The following is a 20,976-nucleotide window of genomic DNA, read 5'->3' as shown; positions in this document are numbered from 1 at the left end:
TTGCGAGTTCTCCCGTTGGCCAGGACGTCGCTGCTGACAGCCTTTAGGTGTGTCGTCCCGAACTCCGTGGGCCTGCAGAGATCGGAAAGCGCCTAACGCATCCGGAGGAAGCGGACCGGTGTCCCCGGTACCGCCTGGGCCGCCGGGGCCAGATAGCGCTCGGGGACGATGCCGATGACCGGGTAGCCGCCGGTCGTGGGGTGGTCGTGGAGGAAGAGGACCGGCAGGCCGTCGGGCGGGACCTGGAGGGCGCCCAGGGGCATGCCCTCGCTGGGGAGTTCGCCGGTCCGGGCGCGCTCCAGGGGCGGGCCTTCGGTGCGCAGGCCGATGCGGTTGCCGGCCGGGGAGACGCGGAAGCGGCCGGTGGCGAGGGTGTGCAGACCGGCGGCGGTGAACCAGGTGTCGCGGGGGCCGGGCAGGAACGGCAGGAGGAGCTCCGTCACCGGGCCGGGGTGCGGGACCGCGTCGGCGGTGGACGGCGGGCCGTACGGGGCGCCCAGCGGGAGCACCGTCCCCTCGGCGAGCGGTTCGGGGCCCAGGCCGGAGAGGAGATCGGCGGCGCGGCTGCCGAGCACCGGTTCGGTGTCGATGCCCCCGGCGAAGGCGAGGTGGGAGCGCAGGCCGTGGGTGGCCGGCCCGGCGTCCAGGACGGCGCCCGCCGGGACGCGGACCGGTGCACCCCAGGGGGCGGGGCGGCCGTCGACGGTCACCGGGCAGGGCGCGCCGGTGACGGCGACGGTGGCGGCCGTACGGACCCGCAGGGCACAGCCCGTGAGCGTGGTCTCCAGGGTGGCGGCGGACTCGGGGTTGCCGACCAGGCGGTTGGCGAGGCGGTGCGCGGGCGCGTCGAGGGCGCCGGCCCGTGGCACCCCGAGGTGGGCGTGACCGGGCCTGCCGAGGTCCTGGACGGTGGTGAGCGCACCGGCCCGGACGACCGAGAACGCGCGGTCGGTCATCGGGTGGTCTCCTGCGGGACGAAGCGGACACGGGTGCCGGGGGCGAGCAGCGCGGCCGGTTCGCGGCGCGGGTCCCACAGGACGGTGTCGGTGGTGCCGATCAACTGCCAGCCGCCGGGGGAGGAGCGCGGGTAGACGCCGGTGTACGGGCCGGCCAGGGCGACCGAGCCGACCGGGACCTTCGTACGGGGAGTGTCCCGGCGCGGTACGTGCAGCGGCTCGGGCAGCCCGGTCAGATAGCCGAAGCCGGGGGCGAAGCCGCAGAAGGCGACGTGGAACTCCGTTGCGGAGTGCCGCCGCACCACCTCGTCGGGGGTGCAGTCCCACAGGGCGGCGACATCAAAGAGATCGGGGCCGTCGTAGCGGACCGGGATCTCCACGGTGGGCCGGTCGCCGGCGGTGAGCGGCGGAATGTCCCAGGCGGCGAGCTCGGCGAGGAGCCCGCGGGGGTCGGCGAGGCCGTCGAGGAGCACGGTACGGGCGGCCGGCACGATCTCGCGCAGCGGCGGCAGGGCGCCGTCGGCGGCCCGGCGCAGCAGTTCGGCGTGCAGCGCCTCGACCTCCTCGGCGCTGTCCAGCTCGATCAGCAGACCGTGTTCACCGACCGGCAGCGGCCTCATGCAAAGCTCCGGATGTGTACGCCGGCCGCGGCCAGCTCGGACCGTACGCGCCGGGCCAGGTCCGCGGCGCCGGGGGTGTCGCCGTGCAGGCACAGCGAGCGGGCCGTGATGCCGACGCGCCGGCCGTCGCGGGAGGTGACGGTGCGGTCGCGGGCCATGCCCAGGGCACGCTTGACGACCTCGTCGGCGTCGTGGACCACCGCGCCCGGGTCGCGGCGGGGGACGAGGGTGCCCTCGTCGGTGTAGGCGCGGTCGGCGAAGGCCTCGCCGACGACGGGCAGTTCGGCCCGGCGGGCGGCCTCGTGCAGCCGTGAGCCGGGCAGTCCGAGGACCGGCAGGCCGCCGCCCGCGGCGCGGATGCCGTCGATGACGGCAGCGGCCTGCTCCTCGTCGTGGACACAGCGGTTGTAGAGCGCGCCATGCGGTTTGACATAGCGGACCCGGGTCCCGGCGGCGCGCGCGAAGATGTCCAGCGCCCCGATCTGGTAGGTGATCTCGGCGGACAGCTCGTCCGGCGGCACCTCCATCGCGCGGCGGCCGAAGCCGGCCAGGTCGCGGTAGGAGACCTGGGCGCCGATGACCACGCCGCGCTCGGCGGCCAGTTCGCACACCCGGCGCATGGTGGCCGGGTCGCCGGCGTGGAAGCCGCAGGCGACATTGGCGCTGGTGACGACGGAGAGCAGGGCCTCGTCGTCGGTGAGCTGCCAGCGGCCGAAGCCTTCCCCGAGGTCGGCGTTGAGGTCGATGACGGGAGGGTTCGCCGGGTCGCTCATATGGGTCCGTTCCATGGGGCTCGGGGCCGGCCGGGCGCGGGGGCGCCGGTGTGACGGCTCGTGCGCGGACAGGGGCGGCGGGACGTTCCGGCCGGCCCGTATCCGTAGTGACTCTCCCTCGAGGGCACTCAAGCGAGTGCACTGGAGCGAGTGCACTGGAGCCGACCGGCGCCGAGGACAACGTAGAGGATTGTTCAACGATCCGACAAGAGGTGTTCGGGGTGCGATCATGGATGCGTTGTTTCGTTCTCCCATCTGGGATTGACTTTCGCTCACACGACACCGGCGCGGCCTCGATCGCCGTCCCGGTACGGCGCGAGAGCGGGGAGCGGTATGGCGCGCGGAGCGGCGAAGAACGATCAGTGGCGGCTCACCGAGGTCGCGAGCCTGGAAGGGGACCGTGCCCTGCTGGGGCGCTCCAGCACGGCCGAACGGGTCGCCGACATCCTGCGCGACCGGATCACCGAGGGCTACTTCCCGCCCGGTGCCCGGCTCTCGGAGGAGAGCATCGGCGGCGCCCTGGGGGTCTCGCGCAACACGCTGCGCGAGGCGTTCCGGCTGCTGACGCACGAGCGGCTGCTGGTGCACGAGCTCAACCGCGGGGTGTTCGTCCGGGTGGTGACGGTCGAGGACCTGGAGGATATCTACCGGGTGCGCATGCTCGTGGAGTGTGCGGCGGTACGGGGTCTGGGGCAGGGGTCTTACGGCGCTGCTGCGACCGATGCCATTGCGGCGATCGAGGCCGCGGTGCAGGCCGGCGAGGCCGCGTCCGAAGGCCGGGAGTGGCAGGCGCTCTCGACCGCCAACATCCGCTTCCACCAGGGAATCGTGGCCCTGGCGGGCAGTCCGCGCACGGATGAGCTGATGCGGGGTGTGCTCGCCGAGCTCCGGCTCGTCTTCCATGTCATGGCCGACCCCCGGCGCTTTCATGCGCCCTATTTGACCCGTAATAGGCAAATTGTCGAGGCGCTGCAGGCGGGCGATGCCGTCGAGGCCGAGCGGCTGTTGCTGTCGTACCTGGAGGACTCGCGCACTCAGTTGTCGGGGGCGTACGCGCAGCGCATTGCGGAGGGGTGAGCAGAGGGGGAGCAGTGCGGCGGGGTGCAGTGCGGTACGTGCCGGGGCGCCGCGAGGTCGGTCATGAGCCGTGCCGTGGAGGCGGGTTGAGATCCGTCCCCGCAGACCCCTTGTCGGATCGTTGAACAATCGCCTAGCCTCCGCTGCAATCTCTTCATCTCCTTGCGGACCCGGGTGGGTCCCCGTACGCGGAAGGCGGATCCATGATCGTGCTCCTCGGCGTGCTCGTGGTCGTGATCGGCTTCGCCACGAAACGCAATCCCCTGCTGGTCGTGGGGGTGGCCGGCATCGCGACCGGCCTCCTCGGAGGGCTGTCGCCGGGCAAGGTGCTCGCCGCGTTCGGCGACGGCTTCGCCGGCAGCCGGGCGGTGACGATCTTCGCGATCACCCTCCCGGTCATCGGCCTCCTGGAGCGCTACGGCCTCCAGGAGCAGGCCCGCAACCTCATCGCCCGGTTCGCCGGGCTCACCACGGGACGCTTCCTGGCGCTCTACCTCGGTCTGCGGCAGATCGGCGCCGCGGTCGGGCTGACCAATGTCTTCGGCCCCGCCCAGACCGTCCGCCCGCTCGCCGTCCCGATGGCCGAGGGCGCGGCCGAGCGGAAATACGGCGAACTCCCCGACCGCACACGGGAGAAGGTCAGGTCGTTCGCCGCCAGCGCGGACAACGTCGGCCTCTTCTTCGGGGAGGACGTCTTTCTCGCCGTCGGCTCGATCCTGCTGATCACCGGCTTCGTCAACACCACCTACGGGACCCACCTCGAACCGCTGCAGCTCGCGCTGTGGGCGATCCCCACCGCCGTGTGCGCCTTCGTCGTCCACGGCTGGCGGCTGCTGCGCCTGGACCGCCAGTTGGAACGCGAACTGCTCACCGCCAACGTCCCCGACACCGCCGCAGTGGAGGCCGCCCAGTGATCAAGGCAGAGTGGTTCTACTGGCTGGTGGGCCTCAGCTTCCTGGTGATGGCCGCCCAGATGGTCACCGACCGCAGCAACCCCAAGCGCCTGGGCACCGGCGCCTTCTGGGGCCTGATCGGCGCCGGCTTCATCTACAGCAGCTGGGTCGTCACCAAGCAGGCGCCGGCCGAACCCCTGGGCGCCGCGGTGCTCGTCATGGCCTGCCTGGCCGGCTTCGGCTTCACCGGGCGCGGCACCCCGCGCACCACGACCCCCGAGCAGCGCACCGCCAGTGCCGCCAAGCTCGGCAACAGGCTGTTCGTCCCCGCGCTCACCATCCCGGCCGTCGCCATGGCCTGCGCCATCGGCGTCAAGCACCTGTCCATCGGGGGCGAACCGGTCCTCCAGGAGGGCAGCGAGACCATCCTGGGCCTGGGGATCGGCGCCGTCGTCGCCCTCGTCGTCGGCATGATCATGCTCCGCGAGAAGCGGATCTCCGTGCCCGTGCAGTCCGGCCGTTCCATGCTGGAGGCGATGGGCTGGGCGATGCTGCTGCCGCAGATGCTGGCCACGCTGGGCGCCATCTTCCAGGTCTCCGGCGTCGGCGACCAGGTCGGCAAGCTCACCACCTCCGTCCTGCCCGAGGGCTCGCTCTGCATCGCGATCGTCGTCTACTGCGTGGGCATGTTCGCGTTCACCGTGATCATGGGCAACGGTTTCGCCGCCTTCCCCGTGATGACCGCCGCGGTCGGCTGGCCGGTCCTGATAGGCCACTTCGACGGCAACCCCGCCGCCGTCCTGGCCATCGGCATGCTCGCCGGATTCTGCGGCACCCTGGTGACGCCCATGGCCGCCAATTTCAACATCGTTCCGGCGGCGCTGCTGGAGCTGAAGGACCAGTACGGACCGATCAAGGCGCAGCTGCCCACCGCGGGGATCCTGCTCGGCTGCAACATCCTGATCATGGCGCTGTTCGCCTTCTGAGCCCGCTGCGGGCTCACGGTGCCGCCCTCCGCGGCATGGTGGGCCCGCCGTCCCCCGCCCCCGCCCCCGCCCGTCGCCCGTCGGCTCCGACGCCGGACGCACCGCACCGCACCGCACCGCACCAAGGATGACCGTATGACCCGGGTACTGCTGACCGGATTTGCGCCTTTCGACGGCGAATCCACCAATCCCTCCTGGCAGGCGGTACGCGCCGCCGCGGACGAACCGCCCACCGGCATCGAGGCCTTCGCCGCCGAGCTGCCCTGCGTCTACGGGGCGTCGGTGGCGGTGCTGCGTGCCGCGATCGAGGAGACCCGTCCCGAGATAGTGGTGTGCGTCGGCCAGGCGGGCGGCCGCCCCGACATCACCGTCGAACGCCTCGCCATCAACGTCGACGACGCCCGGATCCCCGACGCCTCGGGTGCCGAACCGGTCGACGAGCCGATCGTGCCCGGCGGCCCGGCCGCGTACTTCTCCACCCTGCCGGTCAAGGCGTGTGTGGCGGCCGTCCACGCCGCCGGTCTGCCCGCCTCCGTCTCCAACACCGCGGGCACCTTCGTCTGCAACCACGTCTTCTACGGCCTCGCCCACCTCATCGCCACCGAACTGCCCGAGCTGCGCGGCGGATTCGTCCACGTCCCGTACACGCCGGAGCAGGTCGTCGACCGCGCCCAGCCGTCGCTGCCGGCCGACGCGGTCGCCCGGGCCCTGCGGGAGATCGCGGTCACCGCCGCGCACACCCGCACCGATCTCCGCATTGCGGGAGGGGCGACCCACTGAGCACGGGCGCGGGCACCGACACGGGTACGGGCGCGGGCACCGACACGGGTACAGGAACCGACGCCGACACGGGCACCGACACGGACGGGCGCCAGCTCTGGCGACGGAGGCCGCGGACCTGGCGGCCGGCCGCCGCGGGCCACGCCGTAGACTGACGCGCCGGCCCGGCGAGTGGTCCGTCAACGGATCCACCAGCGGTTCCACCCATGAACGGATCCGCTGAACGGATCCGCGCCGTTTCGTCCGTTGTCAGTGCGAGCGCCTACTCTGTGCGACGTGACTTTTTCCGCCCCGGGGCCCGCTGCGCCCCAGCTCAACGGCCCGAACCGGCCCGCGCCGGGACCGGCAGCCGACGAAGGCCTGGCCCGCCGGCTGCGCGCCCTCGCGTGCACCGCGCCGCTGCACGACCTCGACGTGCGCAAGGCCAACCTCGCGGGCGAGTACGGGATCTACGCCATGGCGGAGGTGGCGCTCGCCGTCATCGACCTCGTCACCCTCAACATGGACTTCGACACCGGCGCCGACCACGAGGAGATAGTGGCGAAGGTACTCCCGCGGGTCGCCGCCCAGGCTCCCCGCCGTCCCACGGGTGAGCACGAGCGGGTGGCCCGCTGGGTGCTGGAGAACCTCATCAACGTCGGCAGCGTGGACCGCGGCTTCCGGGCCGTCTACGGCACCTTCGACGTCAAAGGCCAGTACGTCCGCCGCGATTACGACTTCAAGCTGATCGAGGAGGTCCCCGGCACCGGCGGCACCGTCTTCCTGCGGGCCACCGACGAAGCGGTCAACGTCCTGGTCGGCGCGCTCGACACGGACGTCACCAGCGCCCAGATCGCCGCCGAGGTCAAGCTGGAGGTGCTGATCAACCGCGGCCGACTGGCCGACGCCCAGCTCGCCGCCGAGCAGGCCCGCTACCGCACCGTGCAGTACGCCGAGACGCTGCGCAGGACCCTGGACGCCACCCGCCGCAACGTCCGCGCCGTGGACTGGCTGGAGACCGTCCCGGACATGATCAACGAGGCGCTGGACCACGTCGCGGACCGCTACCGCCACGAGAACGCCATCCTGACCAACATCCGCAAGGCCCGTGACGAGACCGAGGAGCCCGAGCACAAGCGCCGCGCCGCCGAGCTCGTCGACATCGTCAAGGACTGCATCCGCCGCCACACCCAGCTCCAGTCCCGGCTGCTGGAGGCCGGACCGCTCTTCCGCGCCGAACAGGACCGGCAGGCCTTCGCCACCCCCGTCGCCCGCTCCGGGCTCGACCTCTACGGCCAGCTCGTCGCCCCGTTGCTGCCGCTCCCCGCCGAGCAGGCCATCCGCGTCACCGACGCCTTCTTCGCCCATGGCACGGGCCTGCGCACGCCCTCGGCAGTCCGGGTCGGCGACCTCGTCGAGGTGCTGCTCACCCCGCCCGTGGAGCGCGAGCACCTCGGCGCCGAGATGCCCGAGCCCGACCTGGTGGCGACGCCCGACGACAGCCGCTTCAGCGAGGCGCAGCTCGACGCCGCGATGACGCTGCTCGACCTGCCCGCCGACGCCCCCCGAAGGCTCTCCGGACTCCTCGCCGACGCCCGCCGCAGCGACCCTGAACTCCCCTACCTCGTCGCCCTGCTGGCGGTGCACGCCGCCAGCCCGCCGGTCGGCACCGCGTACCGGCAGGGCGAGCAGCAGCTGCTGTTCGCCGTCGACGACGGCACCGAGCTGACCGACCCCGAGTTCGGCGGCGCCGACCTCATCGTCGGCACGGCCCTGCTGGACTCCGCCGGAATGGCCGCGGACCGTTCGGAGGTGGCGTGATGGCGGCGCGTGTCCGGGACGGGCGGCCGGCCAGCGGCGTGGCGCGCCCGGTCCGGCAGGGCCCCGGCCCGATGCCGCCCCGCCGCCCGGCGTCGTGCCGGCCAGAGATTTCCGAGACCGTCCCCAGCAAGGAGCTTGTTCCGTGACCCAGTACGACGAGGCGCCGCAGCCGGATCCGGCGTCCGCGGCCGGTGAACCGGGCTGGGGCGCGCCCACCGCCGACACCGAGCCGGCCGCGGCCGGGCCCGCCCCCGAGCTCCCGGCTCCTCCGCCTCCCCCGGTTTCGCTTGAGCGGGGGGACCGCCACGAGCAGGGGCGACCCCAATCCGTCACCCCGGCCGACGCCGCCGACGCCGCCCGGCTGGTGTCCTTCGGCCTCCAGCCCAAGCTGCTGCCCGCCCGCGACGCCGAATACGGCGAACTGCTGCGCCGCTATCGCGACGAGCTCGCCTTCGCCCGGCTCGCCGACGCCGTCGCCACCGGCCTCGGCCTGGTCGTCCTGGAGGTCTCCACCCGCGCCGGGATGGCCGTCACCGCCCACGAGGACTCCGTTTTCGCCGTACGGATGGGTGACTACGCGCGTCGCACCTCCGCCGACTCCGCCGACCGCTTTCTGCACGGCCTGGCCCACCTCGCCGTCGCCGCACTGGCCTTCCCGCGTCCCGATGACCTCGCCGACGACGGCTATATCGGCCGGATCACCGTCAACGGCGTCGACGCCTTCGTCCGGCAGGCCTGCCGTCGCCTGGAGGAGCGCGCCGAGCAGGAGGGCGAGAACACCGACCCCGCCACCGACGCCCCCGGCCTGGAATCCGCCTGGCGCCTCTACGCGCGGCGCAGCGCGACCGGCGCCACCAAGGACGCCCGCCGGCTCGCCGGTTCGACCACGGGCATCATCGCCAAGGCCGTCACCTTCCTCGTGGACTCCGGCTTCCTGCAGCGCACCGGCGATGACTCCGGTGGCGCCTACCGCACCACCGCCCGCTATCAGCTCCAGGTCCGCGACATGGCGGGCAGCGCCGCCATGGCCGAGCTGCTGGAGCTGGGCATCGTCCCCGTCGCCGACGGCAGCGCCGCACTGCTGCCGGGCGAGGACACCGAAGACCTCGACCTGGTCGCAGACGCCGGACTGCCCTTCCACTCCGGATGACGGGCCGGCCCCACGACCGCTGACATTCCGACCGGCGGGCGGGCGACCGCGCCGGCCGGCCCGCCACCGACACCGCGCCGAACGACAGCCATCGACTGCTCCGACCGACCACCCGACACGGACCGTTCCGACCGCCGCCGGCCGACCGCCGCACGCCCTTGCTTCCCTCCCACCCCCGAACCCTCCCCGAAGGGGAGGAGGGGGAGGGGCGGGGGAGCAGCACCACCCCTTCCCGACACGACAACGAGAGTCCGCCATGTACGAGCTGTCCCGGGTCCGCCTCTACTCCATCGGGCCCGCCGGTGCGCGCTACGCCGACACCGTGCTGGACCTGCGCGGAGTCGGCGCGCCCGTACCCCGACCGGCCCCGGCCCAGGCGGACTTCTTCGAGGACGAACCGGTCGGCCCGCCACGCCGCCCGGCGCCCGCGGGTGTGCTCTTCCTGGAGAACGGCGGCGGCAAGTCCGTCCTGCTCAAGCTGATCTTCTCGGTGATGCTGCCCGGCCACCGCAACACCCTCGGCGGCGCCAGCTCCGGCGTCCTGCGCAAATTCCTGCTCGCCGACGACTGCGGCCATGTCGCCCTGGAGTGGCAGCACGTCCTCACCGGTGAGAGCGTGGTCGTCGGCAAGGTCAGCGAATGGCGCGGCCGACAGGTCTCCAACGACCCCCGGAAGTTCGCCGAGGCCTGGTACAGCTTCCGTCCCGGTCCGGGCATGAGCCTGGACTCCCTCCCCGTCGCCGAGGCCACCGTCGTCCGTCCCCGCCAGGAGAGCGGTGAGGGCAGCTCCGGAGCCCAGGGCCGCCGGCGCACGATGAAGGGCTTCCGCGACGTCCTCACCGAGGCCGGGAAGAGCTACCCCAATCTGGACGTGGTCTGGGAGGAGACCCACGAGCGCTGGAACGTACACCTCGGCGATCTGGGCCTGGACCCCGAACTCTTCCGCTACCAGCGGGAGATGAACGCCGACGAGGGTGAGGCGGCCGGCCTCTTCGCGGTCAAGAACGACTCGGACTTCACCGACCTCCTCCTGCGCGCCGTCACGGACACCCGGGACACCGACGGCCTCGCCGACCTCGTGCACGGCTTCGCCCACAAGCTCGGTCGGCGCGCCGAACTCACCGCCGAGCGGGACTTCACCGCCGGTTCCCTCGATCTGCTCTCCCGTATCGCCGACGCCGCCGAGCAGCGCGAACGCGCCCGTGAGGTGCATGCGGGCGCCGAGCGCCGCACCCGCGGCCTCGCCCAGCGGCTCTACGCCCGCGGCACCGAGGAGCGCGGCCGCGCCGCCGAGCTGGCCGAAGAGGTCGCCGCCGCGGCTCATCGCGTCACCGACGCCGAGCGGGGCCGCGAGCGCCGCTCCCTGGTCTCCGCCGAACTCGCCTACCGGCACGCCTCGCTGGCGCTGGCCGCCGCCGAGAAGGGCGCCGCCGCCCAGCGCCGTGAGCTGAACGACGCCCGTACGCTGCACAGCGCCTGGCAGGCCGCCGAGACCGCGCTGCGGCACCGCGCCGCCGCCGACCGCTCGGCGCGGGTCGCCGCCGCCATCCGCGAGGCCGAGCGGGACGCCGCCCCCGCGCTCGCCGCCCGGGCCACCGCCGCCGCCGACCTCGTGCGTGCCCTGCATGCCGCGGCCGAAGCCGGTGAGCAGGTCGCCAACGAGGAGGAGGAACGCTCCGCGGCCCTCCAGGAGGCCGGTGAGTCCGCGCACCGCGGTGCCACCACGGCCGCCACCCACGCCCAGCGCGCCCGCAGTGAGGCCGACCACCTCAAACAGCGTCTGGCGGAGGTCACCGAGGAGACCGCCGAAGCCGTCCGGGCCGGCTGGCTGGACGACAGCGCCCCCGACGCCGACCCGGCCCGTGCCGCGCTCGCCGCCGCGGACGCCGAGAAGACCGCCGTCGAAGCCTGGGAGTCCGCCCGGGAGACCGCCCGGCAGGCCACCGACCGCGCCCGCGAGGCCGCAGCGAGGCACTCCACCGCCGAGCTGGCGGCGGCCCGCGCCGAGGACGCCGCGCAAGCCGCCGAGCGTGCCCACGACGCCGAGCGCCGGGCCGCCGAGTCGATCGGTGCCGAGCAGCGGCTCGCCGACCTCCTCGGACTCCCGCAGTCCGAGGCCAAGTCCCCCGGCGTGCCCGCCCCCCGTACGGCCACGCCCGGCACGGACCCGGTCGCCCCCCGCCGCCCCACCGCCGGCCCGCTCACCGCCGAGGAGCTGGACCGCAACGCCGACGAGCTGCACGAGCTGCTGGAGGGGGGCGTCGCCGCCGCCGAACGGCAGCTGTTCGACCTGCGCACGGCCGCCGCCGACGATGCGCGGATCCTCGGCGCGCTGGGCGACGGCGGACTGCTGCCCCCGGGGCCCGATGTGCTGGCCGCCGTGGAGTACCTCGGTGAGCACGGCGTCCCCGCACTGCCCGGCTGGCGCTATCTCGCCCAGTCCGTCGACCCGGCCGACCACACCCGGGTGCTCGCCGCCCGCCCCGAGCTCGTCGACGGCGTGATCATCACCGACCCGGACACCCATGCCCGGGCCCGCGAGGTGCTCGCCCAGGCCGCGCTGCTGCCGCGTTCGGCCGTCGCGGTCGGTACCGCCGCCGCGCTGCTCGCGCCCACGCCCGCCCCCGACGAGCGGGAGAGCACCTCCGGTCAGGTATTCCTCGTCCCGCCGAACCCGGCGATGCACGATGAATCCGCCGCCGACGAGGAGCGCCAGGCGCTGCGGGCGCGCGCCATAGAGCGTGACGACGAGATCCGGGCGCTGGCCGCCCGGCTCGCCGGGGACCGGGCACTGGCCGCCCGGCTCGGCTCGTGGCGTGCGGGCTGCCCGGCCGGGCGCCTGGGGGAACTGACCGCCGCCGCGGACGAGACCCGTACGGCGGCGGAGGAGGCCGCCGCCGAGCTGGCCGAGGCCCGTGCCGCCCGCGACGGGACCGAGGAGGTCGCGGCCGAGGCCACCCGGGTGCGCGACGAACGCCAGGAGACCGCACAGCGCGCCCGCCGCGCCGCCGACCTGCTGGCCGGGCTTGCCCACCGGCTGCGCGAGCGCGCCTCCTGGCAGTCCCGGATGCGTGAACTCGCCGATGAGGCGGCCGAGTTCGAGGATCGCGCCGAGGAATGCGTGGATCGCGCACGGGCCGCCGACGAGGACCGCAGGGCCGCCCAGCGCGCTGCCGACGACGCCCGGCGCACCGCCCGGGCACTGCGCGCCGAGCGCGCCGAGATCGCCGGCGTACCGGACGAGGTGGGGGCGGCCGCGGAGGGCACCAGCGCCTCGCTGCCCGCGCTGCGCGAGGCCTACCGCGCCGCCTCCCAGCTGTACGAGAAGGTGGGCGTCGGCGCCGATCTGCGCGCCGAACAGGCCCGCGCCGAGGGCGACGAGAGCGCCGCCCTGGCCGAGTTGAACCGCCTCACCAACAAGGTCCGCACCCGCGCGGAGGCGCTGCTGGAGAGCCCGGACGCCGCCGACGGCCCGTCCCGGCAGGCCGCCGCGGGCCGCGCCGAATCGCTGGTGCAGATGCTGGAGACCCGCGCCTCGGCCGCCAGCGAACAGCTCGGCCGGCTGCGTGGCGAGGCCGAGCGCCTCGCCCCCACCGACGGCGAGGCACACACCGAGTTGCCCGACGAGCTGGTGCCCAAGGACGCCGACCGCGCCAAGGAGCTGCTGCGCGCGGCGTCCGGTGAACTGGCCACCGCCACCGAGGCGCTGGAGGCCGCCCGGGCGCAGCACGAGGAGCTGCTGCGCGGCCACCGCGCCGCCGAGGACGCCGCGGGCGGCTTCGACGAGACCGCCGCCCTGCTGCGCGATCTGCTCCGCGATCACCAGGACGCCGAGGACGCCGGCGACGGGCCGACCGAGCCGTACGCCGGCCGGGTGGAGGACGCCCGGCAGGCCGCCGCCGAGTCCCGCCGCTCGCTGCGCGGCTGCGCCGCCGACCTCTCCACCGCCGAGTCCGCGGTGCGCGAGGCGAGCGACATCCTCGTGCGGCACGCCAACTCCACCCGCTACGAACAGGTCCGTACCCCCGCCCGGCAGCAGATCCGCGAACTGCCCGCCGCGGCCCTGCCGGACCATGCGGCCAAGTGGGCGGAGGCCTTCGCGCCCCGGCTGCGGGTGCTCACCGACGAGCTGGAGCAGCTGGAGCGCAACCGCGACTCCATCGTCGACCGGCTGCGCGGGCTGGTCGAGTCGTCGCTGACGACACTGCGCTCGGCCCAGCGGCTGTCCCGGCTGCCCGAGGGGCTGGGGGAGTGGTCCGGGCAGGAGTTCCTGCGGATCCGCTTCGAGGACCCCGACCAGGCCACGCTCGCCGAGCGGCTGGGCGAAGTGATCGACGAGGCGACCCGTGCGGCCGTCAAGAAGAACAGCGATCTGCGCCGGGACGGGATGTCCCTGCTGCTGCGCGGGGTCAGCGCGGCGCTGCAGCCGCGCGGGGTGGCCGTGGAGATCCTCAAGCCGGACGCGGTACTGCGCGCCGAGCGGGTGCCGGTCGGACAGATGGGCGATGTCTTCTCCGGCGGTCAGCTGCTGACCGCCGCCATCGCGCTGTACTGCACGATGGCGGCGCTGCGCAGCAACGACCGGGGTCGCGACAAGCAGCGGCACGCCGGCACGCTGTTCCTGGACAACCCCATCGGCCGCGCCAACGCGACCTATCTGCTGGAGCTCCAGCGCGCCGTCGCCGATGCGCTGGGCGTCCAGCTGCTCTACACCACGGGCCTCTTCGACACCACGGCGCTCGCGGAGTTCCCGCTGGTCATCCGGCTGCGCAATGACGCGGACCTGCGGGCCGGGCTGAAGTACATCAGCGTCGAGGAGCATCTGCGGCCGGGCCTGCCGCAGCCGGACCCCTCCGGCGAGGCGGTGCACGGCCAGATCACGGCGACGCGGATGTACCGCCGACCGGAGGACCCGGCTCCCGAGGAGGAGGCGGATCCGGCCACCGGGTGAGCCACGGCACGGGAGGCCTGCGGACGGTCACATCACCACGACCGACCGCAGGACCTCCCCGCGCTGCATCTTCGCGAAGGCCGTGTCGATGTCGTCGAGTGTGATCGTCTCGCTGATGAACCGCTCCAGATCGAGCTTGCCGCTCAGGAACAGGTCGATCAGCACCGGGAAGTCCCGGCTGGGCAGACAGTCGCCGTACCAGGACGACTTGAGCGCGCCGCCGCGGGAGAAGAGGTCGATGAGCGGCAGTTCGATCCGCATGTCCGGGTCCGGCACGCCGACCTGGACCAGCGTGCCGGCCAGATCGCGCATGTAGAACGCCTGCCGGTAGGTCTCCGGGCGGCCCACCGCATCGATCACCACATCGGCGCCGTGCCCGCCGGTGAGTGCGCGGACCGCCTCGACCGGGTCCGTGCCACGGGAGTTGACGGTGTCGGTGGCGCCGAAGCGCTCGGCGGCGTCCAGCTTGCCCTCGTCGAGATCGACGGCGATCACCCGTCGGGCGCCGGCCCGGGAGGCGCCCGCGATCGCGGCATTGCCGACGCCACCACAGCCGATGACGGCGACGGTGTCCCCGCTGCCCACCCCTCCGGTGTGCACGGCCGCGCCGTATCCGGCCATCACCCCGCAGCCGATCAGCCCCGCGGCCTCCGGGCGGGCCGAGGGATCGACCTTCACCGCCTGCCCGGCGGCGACCAGGGTCTTCTCGGCGAAGGCGCCGATGCCCAGCGCCGCGGTCAGTTCCGTACCTCCCCCGGACCTCGTCCGGGAGGTGCCCCCCTGCAGGGTCATCCGCTGCTCGGCGTTGCGGGACGCGAAGCAGTACCAGGGGCGGGCGCGACGGCAGGCACGGCACTGTCCGCAGGGCGCCCGCCAGGCCAGCACCACATAGTCACCGGGGGCCAGGTCCGTGACACCGTCGCCCACCGCCTCGATGACCCCGGCCGCCTCATGGCCGAGCAGGTACGGGAAGTCGTCGCCGATCGCGCCGTCGCGGTAATGCAGATCGGTGTGGCACACCCCGCAGGCCTGCACGGTCACGAGCACTTCGCCCGGACCGGGATCGGGTACGAGGATCGACAGCACCTCGACGGGGGCGCCCTTCTTGAGGGCGACGACGGCGCGGGCTTCGTGCGGCATGTCTCACTCCTAAAACGGCGCCTGCGGGCGGCAGGGCGGGTAGCACGCGTGAGGTGGCACGGATGCCTGTGAGGGGTGGGAGTGGTGCGCGGTGCTGGGAATGCGGGGAATGCGGAGACCAGGAAACCTGCGACAGGGGACAGCGGTGGAGAACGGTCCACCCCTGTCTCCGTGTTGCCCATAGTGCGCTGGGTTGCGCTATAGGAGACATGCTGGAAGTCGGGTCAGGATCCGTCAAGGGGGATTTTTCGCTAGGGAGAGACGCCCCCTGGGCCCCGGCGGCTCAACCCGGGTACCCCATCAGGCGGGAGAGTTCCGCGGCCGCCTTCGCGGACCGCTCCGCGAGCTCCGGCAGCAGCCCGTGCTCCATCCGGTACGCCGGGCCCGAGAGGCCGATCGCGCCGATCACCGCACCGTCGTGCGCATGGACCGGTGCCGCCACCGCATTCAGGCCGATCTCCAACTCCTCGCTGGTGCAGGCGAATCCGTCCGTGAGCGCGGCGGTGAGCTGCGCCCGCAGACCGGACGCCGTGGTCAGGGTGTGCTCGGTGAACCGCGGCAGCTTGCGGGTCACCAGGGTCTCCCGGCGCTCCGGCGGCAGATGCGCCAGCAGCACCTTGCCGCTGGCGGTGGCGTGCAGCGGGGTGCGGCGGCCCAGCCAGTTGTACGCGGTGACCGCGGCGGAGCCCCTGGCCTGCATGATGTTGACCGCCGCATCACCGTCGAGCACCGCGATGTTGGCCGTCTCCCCGGTGTCCTCGGCGAGCGCACGGCACACCGGCTGGCCCTCCTGCGAGATGTCCAGCCGGATCGCGGCGGCGCCGGCCAGCCGCAGCACCCCGGCGCCCAGGTAGTACTTCCCGCGATCCTTCTCCTGCTCCACCAGCCCGCGGTTCTCCAGCACCCCGAGGATCCGGAACGCGGTCGATTTGTGGACGCCCAGTTCCTCGGCGATCTCGGTCACCCCGGCCTCGCGCAGCTTGGCCAGGATCTCCAGCACGCTCACCGCACGGTCCACGGACTGGACGGATCCCGCCCCGCCGCGCCGTTCCTCGGACCGGTCGCCTGCCGTATCGCTCGTGTTCGACATGGGTCTTTGTGTCACCACCCGGTGGCCCCTGCGGGGCACGTCTGAGGGCATCTGTCGGGAAGCCCTTGACGGCCCGCTCCCCGGCTTGGATTCTGTTGCGCATCGCGCTCTGCGATGCGTTATTCAGAACACATGATACCGATCAGCGAGAGGGGGGCCAGATGATTCCCGTCTGCCGCACCGAGGACCTGCCCGAGGGTGAGTCCGTACGGATCGAGATCGACGACGTCACACCGGCCATCGCGGTCTTTCATGCCGAGGGCGGCTACTACGCCGTCGACGACACCTGCAGCCATCAGGACGCCTCGCTCTCCGAGGGCTGGGTCGAGGGCTGCTTCGTCGAATGCCCGCTGCACGCGGCCCTGTTCGACCTGCGCACCGGCGCCCCGGCCTGCCTGCCCGCCCGCCGGCCGGTGCGCACCCACGAGGTCAGTGTCCTGGACGGCATGATTCATGTGCGGCCCGCCGTGCGGGAAGAGGCGGTGGCGTAAACACCCGGCCGCTCAGGCGGCCGCCCGGTCGATCCGCGACGGGCCCTCCCGTGATGCCCGGCGCCGCTGCCGGCGTGCCCTTCGCCGCTCGCGGCGCCGTTCCCGGGCCGTACTGCTCGGCTGCGACTGCACCCCGTAGCGCTGCACCCACACCTGGCGGGTGACCCAGACGTCCAGCACCGCCCAGGTGGCGACCACGGTGCTGGCGACCGTGCTGAGCACGGCGGGGAACGCGAACCAGGAGCCCGCCAGGGTGCACAGAAAGGCCACCATCGCCTGGATCAGGGTGAGTGCCACGATGATCACGGCACGCACCGCGGCGGTACGCACCGGATCCGCCATCCGGCGCCGGACCGCCGGTTCCTCCTGCCACAACGGCTGTCTGCCGGTGTCCATGAACGCGTCACTCTCCCCGTACTCTCCCCGCGTGTCCGACTCCTCGGTGGCTGCCCGGATTTCGCCGGGTACATGCCCGTGGTGCCGCACCCCGTTCCTCCTCATGGTCACGTACCGGAGCCGCGCAGAGTTACCCGGGGTAGAGCAAAACCGGCCAACCGTCCGGGATGTTGCCGGAGGGTAAGGGCGTGGTCCGGGGCGTGAACGCGGGCAGGTTGTCCGGGAATCGGTGGACAACTGACGAGGATCCCGCCCCGGTTGCTTCCCCGACGGCGGGAGAGGTCTTCGGCTTGGTCCCCCGACAGTAGTAGGCTCGCGCCGTTTGTTGACGGAACACCACCCCCGTGCGCCGGGGTTGACGTAGGGGAGGCCATGCGCTTTCGCGGGAAGTCGGTCCGCCGGAAGATCGTGGCGTTGCTGCTCGTACCGTTGGTGTCCCTGACGTGTATGTGGGCGTTCACGACCTATATCACCGGGCGTGAGGCGAACCAGCTGCTGGACGTCGGCAACGTCGTGAAGAATCTGGGCTACCCGGTCGAGGACGTCATCCAGACCCTCCAGCGGGAGCGCCGGCAGAGCCTGCTGTACCTCGCCGACCGGCGCGGCGCCAACGCGCTCGACGAGCTCCACCGGCAGACCCGGGCCACCGACGAGGCCGTCACCCAGCTGCGCGCCGACATCGACCTGCGCGGCGTCCGCGAGGATCTCAGCGACGGCAATGCCGACCGGCTGAACGGCGTCCTCAAGGGCCTGGGCACACTCGGCTCGCTGCGGGCCCAGGTCGAGGACAACACCGTCTCCCGCGACGAGGCCATGGAGAGCTACAACTCCCTCGTCGACCCCGGCTATGACTTCCTCGCCGCGCTCCACGCCCTGGAGAACGTGGAGATGGACAAGCAGGCCAGGGCGCTGGTCAATATCACCCGGGCCCGGGAGGCGGTCTCCCGCGAGGACGCCCTGATGTCCGCGGTGTTCCTCTCCGGCAGCATGAACAAGCGCGATCTGCGCGCCCTGTCCGACCGGGTCGCCGAACGCCGGGTCCTCTACAGCACCAGCCTGCCCGGCCTCCCCGCCAAGGACCGCGGTCTCTACGAGGACTACTGGCGCTCCGCGAAGGCCCGCGAGCTGACCTCGTACGAGGACCGGGTGATCGCCGCCGGTGCACAGGAAGGACCGCGTGCGGTCAACGCCGAGCGCTGGAACACCACCGCGGGCAAGGTGCTCGGCGACCTCCAGCGGATGGGCAAGGACGCCGGGGACCGCTACCAGGAGCGCGTCGCCCCCGTCGCCATGCACGTCCTGCTCAAGGCCGCCGTCGCCGGCGTCCTCGGCTTTGCCGCGCTGCTGGTCTCGGTCATCGTCTCGTTCCGCATCGGCCGCCGGCACGTCCGGGACCTGATCCGGCTGCGCAAGACCGCCCATGACGTCTCCGGGGTACGGCTGCCCAGTGTCATGCGCCGCCTGGCGGCCGGTGAACAGGTCGATGTGGAGACCGAGGCGCCCCGGCTCGCCTTCGGCCCGGACGAAACCGGCCAGGTCGGCCAGGCGCTCCACACCCTCCAGCGGGCCGCGATCGAGGCCGCCGTCAAACAGGCCGAAATGCGCCGCGGCGTCTCCGAGGTGTTCGTCAACCTCGCCCGCCGCAGCCAGGTCCTGCTGCACCGCCAGCTGACCCTGCTGGACGCCATGGAACGGCGCACCGAGAACACCGACGAACTCGCCGACCTCTTCCGGATCGACCACCTGACCACCCGTATGCGACGGCACGCGGAGGGGCTGGTCATCCTCTCCGGGGCGGCGTCCTCCCGGCAGTGGCGCAAACCGATCCAGCTGATGGACGTGGTGCGCGCGGCGGTCGCCGAGGTGGAGGACTACGAGCGGATCGAGGTGCGCCGGCTGCCGCGGCTCGCGGTGGACGGCCCCGCGGTATCGGACCTCACGCACCTGATAGCCGAACTCCTGGAGAACGCCACCGTCTTCTCCCCGCCGCACACCGCCGTGCAGGTCCTGGGCGAACGGGTCGCCAACGGCTACACCCTGGAGATCCACGACCGGGGACTGGGCATGGCCCCCGATCTGCTGCTGGAGGCCAACCTCCGGCTCGCCGAGACCCCCGAGTTCGAGCTGTCCGACACCGACCGGCTCGGTCTGTTCGTGGTCAGCCGGCTCGCCCGGCGCCAGGACGTACGGGTCTCCCTGCAGCCCTCGCCGTACGGCGGCACCACCGCCGTGGTCTTCATCCCGGCAAGGCTCCTCGCCGACTCCGCCGTCGGCGGCCGGGAGGACGACGGCCCGGCGCCGGACGGTCTGTCCGGCGGACCCGTCGGCAATGAACTGGAGCATGCAGCGGGCAAGCTGGCCGCACTCTCCCAGGCGCAATCACCGCACCGGCGGGAGCGGCGCGCCCCGGCCGTCATCGACGGGCCGGTCGAACTGGAGCCGCCGCTCGGCCCGGACGAGCAGGGACCGGCCGACGACGAGGACGCGCCCTTGCGGAAGCGGGGCCGCGGCGGCGGCCGGAGGAAGCCCGCCCTCCCCGACGGCCCGGCCGCCGCACCGCGCGGCATCGCACCGGTGCCGCCCGTCCCCGACGGTGAACAGCATCAGCAGACCCGGGACCAGGCGCCCGGCGGGCTGGCACCGCTGCCGCGCCGTCCCCGCCCGCCGGTGCTGGTCTCCGACCACGGCAGGACGGTCGACGACCGTGACCCGAACGGGAAACGGGCCGCGGAACGCCCCGGCCCCGGGCGCCCGCGCCCCGAGCGCGCCGGCTCCGGGGAGCGCGCCGCCGAGCGCTCCGACGCCCGGCCGTCGTCGTCCGCCGCGCCGCAGGACCCGGCCGCGGACGGAGCCCGGACCACCGAGGGCCGGGAGAAGCCCGCGCCCACCACGGCCCAGGGCCTGCCCCGCCGGGTACGGCAGGCGAGCCTCGCGCCCCAGCTCAAGGCCGACCCCACCGGGCAGACCGAAACGCGGGGGCGGAGCGCACCGGACGCGGACGACCGCGATGCGGAGGCGGTCCGCGCCCGGATGGCCTCGCTCCAGCGCGGCTGGCAGCGCGGCCGCCGCGACAACGGCGAGGACCCGCGCGCGACCGGAACGCCACCGGGCGACGACCCGGCAGCCGGCGACACGGCGCCTACCGGCAACACGCTCCCGGACACCACCGGTCCGGGCACCACCACCGGTCCGGGCACCACCGGTCCGGACACCACGGGGCCGGGCACCACCGGCCCTGACACCATCGGTCCGGACACCACAGACCCGGACGCCCGTGACACGGCCACGCACCACGGCAACGGCACGGGTACCACAGCACCACCAGGAACCACATCGGGAGGGGACGGTCCATGACCGCACCGAAGGCAGCAGCTTCCACCGCACCGGTCTCGGAGAAGGGATCCGGGGAGCTGAACTGGCTCCTGGACGAGCTGGTCGAACGGGTCGGCTCCATCCGCAAGGCGCTGATCCTCTCCAGCGACGGCCTGGCCACCGGGGCCTCGAAGGATCTGACCCGCGAGGACGGCGAGCATCTGGCCGCGGTCGCGTCGGGCTTCCACAGCCTGGCCAAGGGCGTCGGCCGACACTTCGACGCGGGCCACGTCCGGCAGACCATGGTCGAACTGGACGAGGCGTTCCTGTTCGTCAGCGCGGCCGGTGACGGTAGCTGCCTGGCCGTACTGGCCGACGCGGACTCCGATGTCGGGCTGATCGCGTACGAGATGACGCTGCTGGTCAAGCGCGTGGGCACGCACCTGGGCACCGCGCCCCGGTCCGGCCTTTCCACCTGAGCACGACGACGGTGACGCCATGAGCGAGCGCGGCGAGCGAAGAATCGTCAGGTGCGCGCCGCGCGAGTGCGAGGCCGAGCGA

16 protein-coding genes are annotated in these 20,976 nt (G+C 73.2%); 10 read left to right on the top strand and 6 right to left on the bottom strand.

Going from position 1 to position 20,976, the window contains the following annotated elements; all coding sequences use genetic code 11:
- Positions 1 to 92: 92 nt before the first annotated feature.
- The 3 genes from ACF088_RS40710 to ACF088_RS40700 are packed head-to-tail and all read right to left on the bottom strand — an operon-like array spanning position 93 to position 2,349.
- Entirely contained in the window at positions 93 to 956 is an 864-nt protein-coding gene (locus tag ACF088_RS40710; protein WP_392381038.1) for a biotin-dependent carboxyltransferase family protein, read from the bottom strand.
- Entirely contained in the window at positions 953 to 1,576 is a 624-nt protein-coding gene (pxpB, locus tag ACF088_RS40705; protein WP_392381037.1) for a 5-oxoprolinase subunit PxpB, read from the bottom strand. Before pxpB ends, ACF088_RS40710 begins: the two co-directional genes overlap by 4 nt.
- Positions 1,573 to 2,349, bottom strand: a complete 777-nt coding sequence (locus ACF088_RS40700) for a LamB/YcsF family protein (RefSeq protein ID WP_392381036.1) — start codon at positions 2,347 to 2,349, stop codon at positions 1,573 to 1,575. The genes pxpB and ACF088_RS40700 overlap by 4 nt, the downstream gene beginning before the upstream one ends.
- A gap of 333 nt (positions 2,350 to 2,682) precedes the next feature.
- Between ACF088_RS40700 and ACF088_RS40695 the strand changes: the two genes are divergently transcribed.
- The 7 genes from ACF088_RS40695 to ACF088_RS40665 all read left to right on the top strand — a co-directional run bounded on the left by ACF088_RS40695 (position 2,683) and on the right by ACF088_RS40665 (position 13,986).
- Positions 2,683 to 3,426: a GntR family transcriptional regulator gene (locus ACF088_RS40695; protein WP_392381035.1), complete on the top strand. Its 744-nt coding sequence runs from the start codon at positions 2,683 to 2,685 to the stop codon at positions 3,424 to 3,426.
- A 203-nt stretch (positions 3,427 to 3,629) separates the two neighbouring features.
- Complete coding sequence (locus ACF088_RS40690; RefSeq protein WP_392381034.1) at positions 3,630 to 4,340, top strand: DUF969 domain-containing protein; 711 nt, start codon at positions 3,630 to 3,632, stop codon at positions 4,338 to 4,340.
- Positions 4,337 to 5,305 (top strand): DUF979 domain-containing protein, encoded by a 969-nt coding sequence (locus tag ACF088_RS40685; protein ID WP_392381033.1) that lies wholly within the window; start codon positions 4,337 to 4,339, stop codon positions 5,303 to 5,305. The genes ACF088_RS40690 and ACF088_RS40685 overlap by 4 nt, the downstream gene beginning before the upstream one ends.
- Before the next feature lie 135 nt (positions 5,306 to 5,440).
- Complete coding sequence (gene pcp / locus ACF088_RS40680) at positions 5,441 to 6,085, top strand: pyroglutamyl-peptidase I (protein ID WP_392381032.1); 645 nt, start codon at positions 5,441 to 5,443, stop codon at positions 6,083 to 6,085.
- A 276-nt stretch (positions 6,086 to 6,361) separates the two neighbouring features.
- Positions 6,362 to 7,885 carry a hypothetical protein gene (locus ACF088_RS40675; RefSeq protein WP_392381031.1) on the top strand — a complete coding sequence of 508 codons (1,524 nt, stop codon included), beginning with the start codon at positions 6,362 to 6,364 and terminating at the stop codon, positions 7,883 to 7,885.
- 142 nt (positions 7,886 to 8,027) lie between these two features.
- Positions 8,028 to 9,035 carry a hypothetical protein gene (locus tag ACF088_RS40670; protein WP_392381030.1) on the top strand — a complete coding sequence of 336 codons (1,008 nt, stop codon included), beginning with the start codon at positions 8,028 to 8,030 and terminating at the stop codon, positions 9,033 to 9,035.
- Between the two features lie 256 nt (positions 9,036 to 9,291).
- A complete protein-coding gene (locus ACF088_RS40665) occupies positions 9,292 to 13,986 on the top strand; it encodes a hypothetical protein (RefSeq protein WP_392381029.1) in 4,695 nt (1,564 codons plus the stop codon).
- A gap of 27 nt (positions 13,987 to 14,013) precedes the next feature.
- Here the strand turns inward: ACF088_RS40665 and ACF088_RS40660 are convergent, their stop codons facing one another.
- Positions 14,014 to 15,126, bottom strand: a complete 1,113-nt coding sequence (locus tag ACF088_RS40660) for an S-(hydroxymethyl)mycothiol dehydrogenase (protein WP_392381028.1) — start codon at positions 15,124 to 15,126, stop codon at positions 14,014 to 14,016.
- 283 nt (positions 15,127 to 15,409) lie between these two features.
- The gene (locus tag ACF088_RS40655; protein ID WP_392381027.1) at positions 15,410 to 16,216 is read right to left on the bottom strand and encodes an IclR family transcriptional regulator; all 807 of its coding nucleotides are present in this window, start codon (positions 16,214 to 16,216) and stop codon (positions 15,410 to 15,412) included.
- A gap of 161 nt (positions 16,217 to 16,377) precedes the next feature.
- Here ACF088_RS40655 and ACF088_RS40650 point away from each other — a divergent pair, with 161 nt between their 5' ends.
- A complete protein-coding gene (locus ACF088_RS40650; protein ID WP_392381026.1) occupies positions 16,378 to 16,707 on the top strand; it encodes a bifunctional 3-phenylpropionate/cinnamic acid dioxygenase ferredoxin subunit in 330 nt (109 codons plus the stop codon).
- Between the two features lie 12 nt (positions 16,708 to 16,719).
- Here ACF088_RS40650 and ACF088_RS40645 read toward each other — a convergent pair whose 3' ends face one another.
- On the bottom strand, positions 16,720 to 17,193 hold the full coding sequence (locus tag ACF088_RS40645) for a hypothetical protein (RefSeq protein WP_392381025.1): 474 nt from the start codon (positions 17,191 to 17,193) through the stop codon (positions 16,720 to 16,722).
- Between the two features lie 282 nt (positions 17,194 to 17,475).
- Here ACF088_RS40645 and ACF088_RS40640 point away from each other — a divergent pair, with 282 nt between their 5' ends.
- The gene (locus ACF088_RS40640; RefSeq protein WP_392381024.1) at positions 17,476 to 20,457 is read left to right on the top strand and encodes a nitrate- and nitrite sensing domain-containing protein; all 2,982 of its coding nucleotides are present in this window, start codon (positions 17,476 to 17,478) and stop codon (positions 20,455 to 20,457) included.
- Entirely contained in the window at positions 20,454 to 20,894 is a 441-nt protein-coding gene (locus ACF088_RS40635) for a roadblock/LC7 domain-containing protein (protein WP_392381023.1), read from the top strand. The genes ACF088_RS40640 and ACF088_RS40635 overlap by 4 nt, the downstream gene beginning before the upstream one ends.
- Positions 20,895 to 20,976 lie beyond the last annotated feature (82 nt).

The sequence above is a fragment of the Streptomyces sp. NPDC015125 genome (assembly GCF_043080045.1).
Classification (GTDB): domain Bacteria; phylum Actinomycetota; class Actinomycetes; order Streptomycetales; family Streptomycetaceae; genus Streptomyces.
Note: the sequence above shows the minus strand (reverse complement) of the source record. Positions and strands in the feature narration are given on the sequence as shown.

Bases quoted from the DNA above. Each gene is read 5' to 3' on its own strand.
- ACF088_RS40710 (WP_392381038.1), bottom strand. From the start codon at position 956: ATGACCGACCGCGCGTTCTCGGTCGTCCGGGCCGGTGCGCTCACCACC.
- pxpB (WP_392381037.1), bottom strand. From the start codon at position 1,576: ATGAGGCCGCTGCCGGTCGGTGAACACGGTCTGCTGATCGAGCTGGAC.
- ACF088_RS40700 (WP_392381036.1), bottom strand. From the start codon at position 2,349: ATGAGCGACCCGGCGAACCCTCCCGTCATCGACCTCAACGCCGACCTC.
- ACF088_RS40695 (WP_392381035.1), top strand. From the start codon at position 2,683: ATGGCGCGCGGAGCGGCGAAGAACGATCAGTGGCGGCTCACCGAGGTC.
- ACF088_RS40690 (WP_392381034.1), top strand. From the start codon at position 3,630: ATGATCGTGCTCCTCGGCGTGCTCGTGGTCGTGATCGGCTTCGCCACG.
- pcp (WP_392381032.1), top strand. From the start codon at position 5,441: ATGACCCGGGTACTGCTGACCGGATTTGCGCCTTTCGACGGCGAATCC.
- ACF088_RS40665 (WP_392381029.1), top strand. From the start codon at position 9,292: ATGTACGAGCTGTCCCGGGTCCGCCTCTACTCCATCGGGCCCGCCGGT.
- ACF088_RS40660 (WP_392381028.1), bottom strand. From the start codon at position 15,126: ATGCCGCACGAAGCCCGCGCCGTCGTCGCCCTCAAGAAGGGCGCCCCC.
- ACF088_RS40655 (WP_392381027.1), bottom strand. From the start codon at position 16,216: ATGTCGAACACGAGCGATACGGCAGGCGACCGGTCCGAGGAACGGCGC.
- ACF088_RS40650 (WP_392381026.1), top strand. From the start codon at position 16,378: ATGATTCCCGTCTGCCGCACCGAGGACCTGCCCGAGGGTGAGTCCGTA.
- ACF088_RS40640 (WP_392381024.1), top strand. From the start codon at position 17,476: ATGCGCTTTCGCGGGAAGTCGGTCCGCCGGAAGATCGTGGCGTTGCTG.
- ACF088_RS40635 (WP_392381023.1), top strand. From the start codon at position 20,454: ATGACCGCACCGAAGGCAGCAGCTTCCACCGCACCGGTCTCGGAGAAG.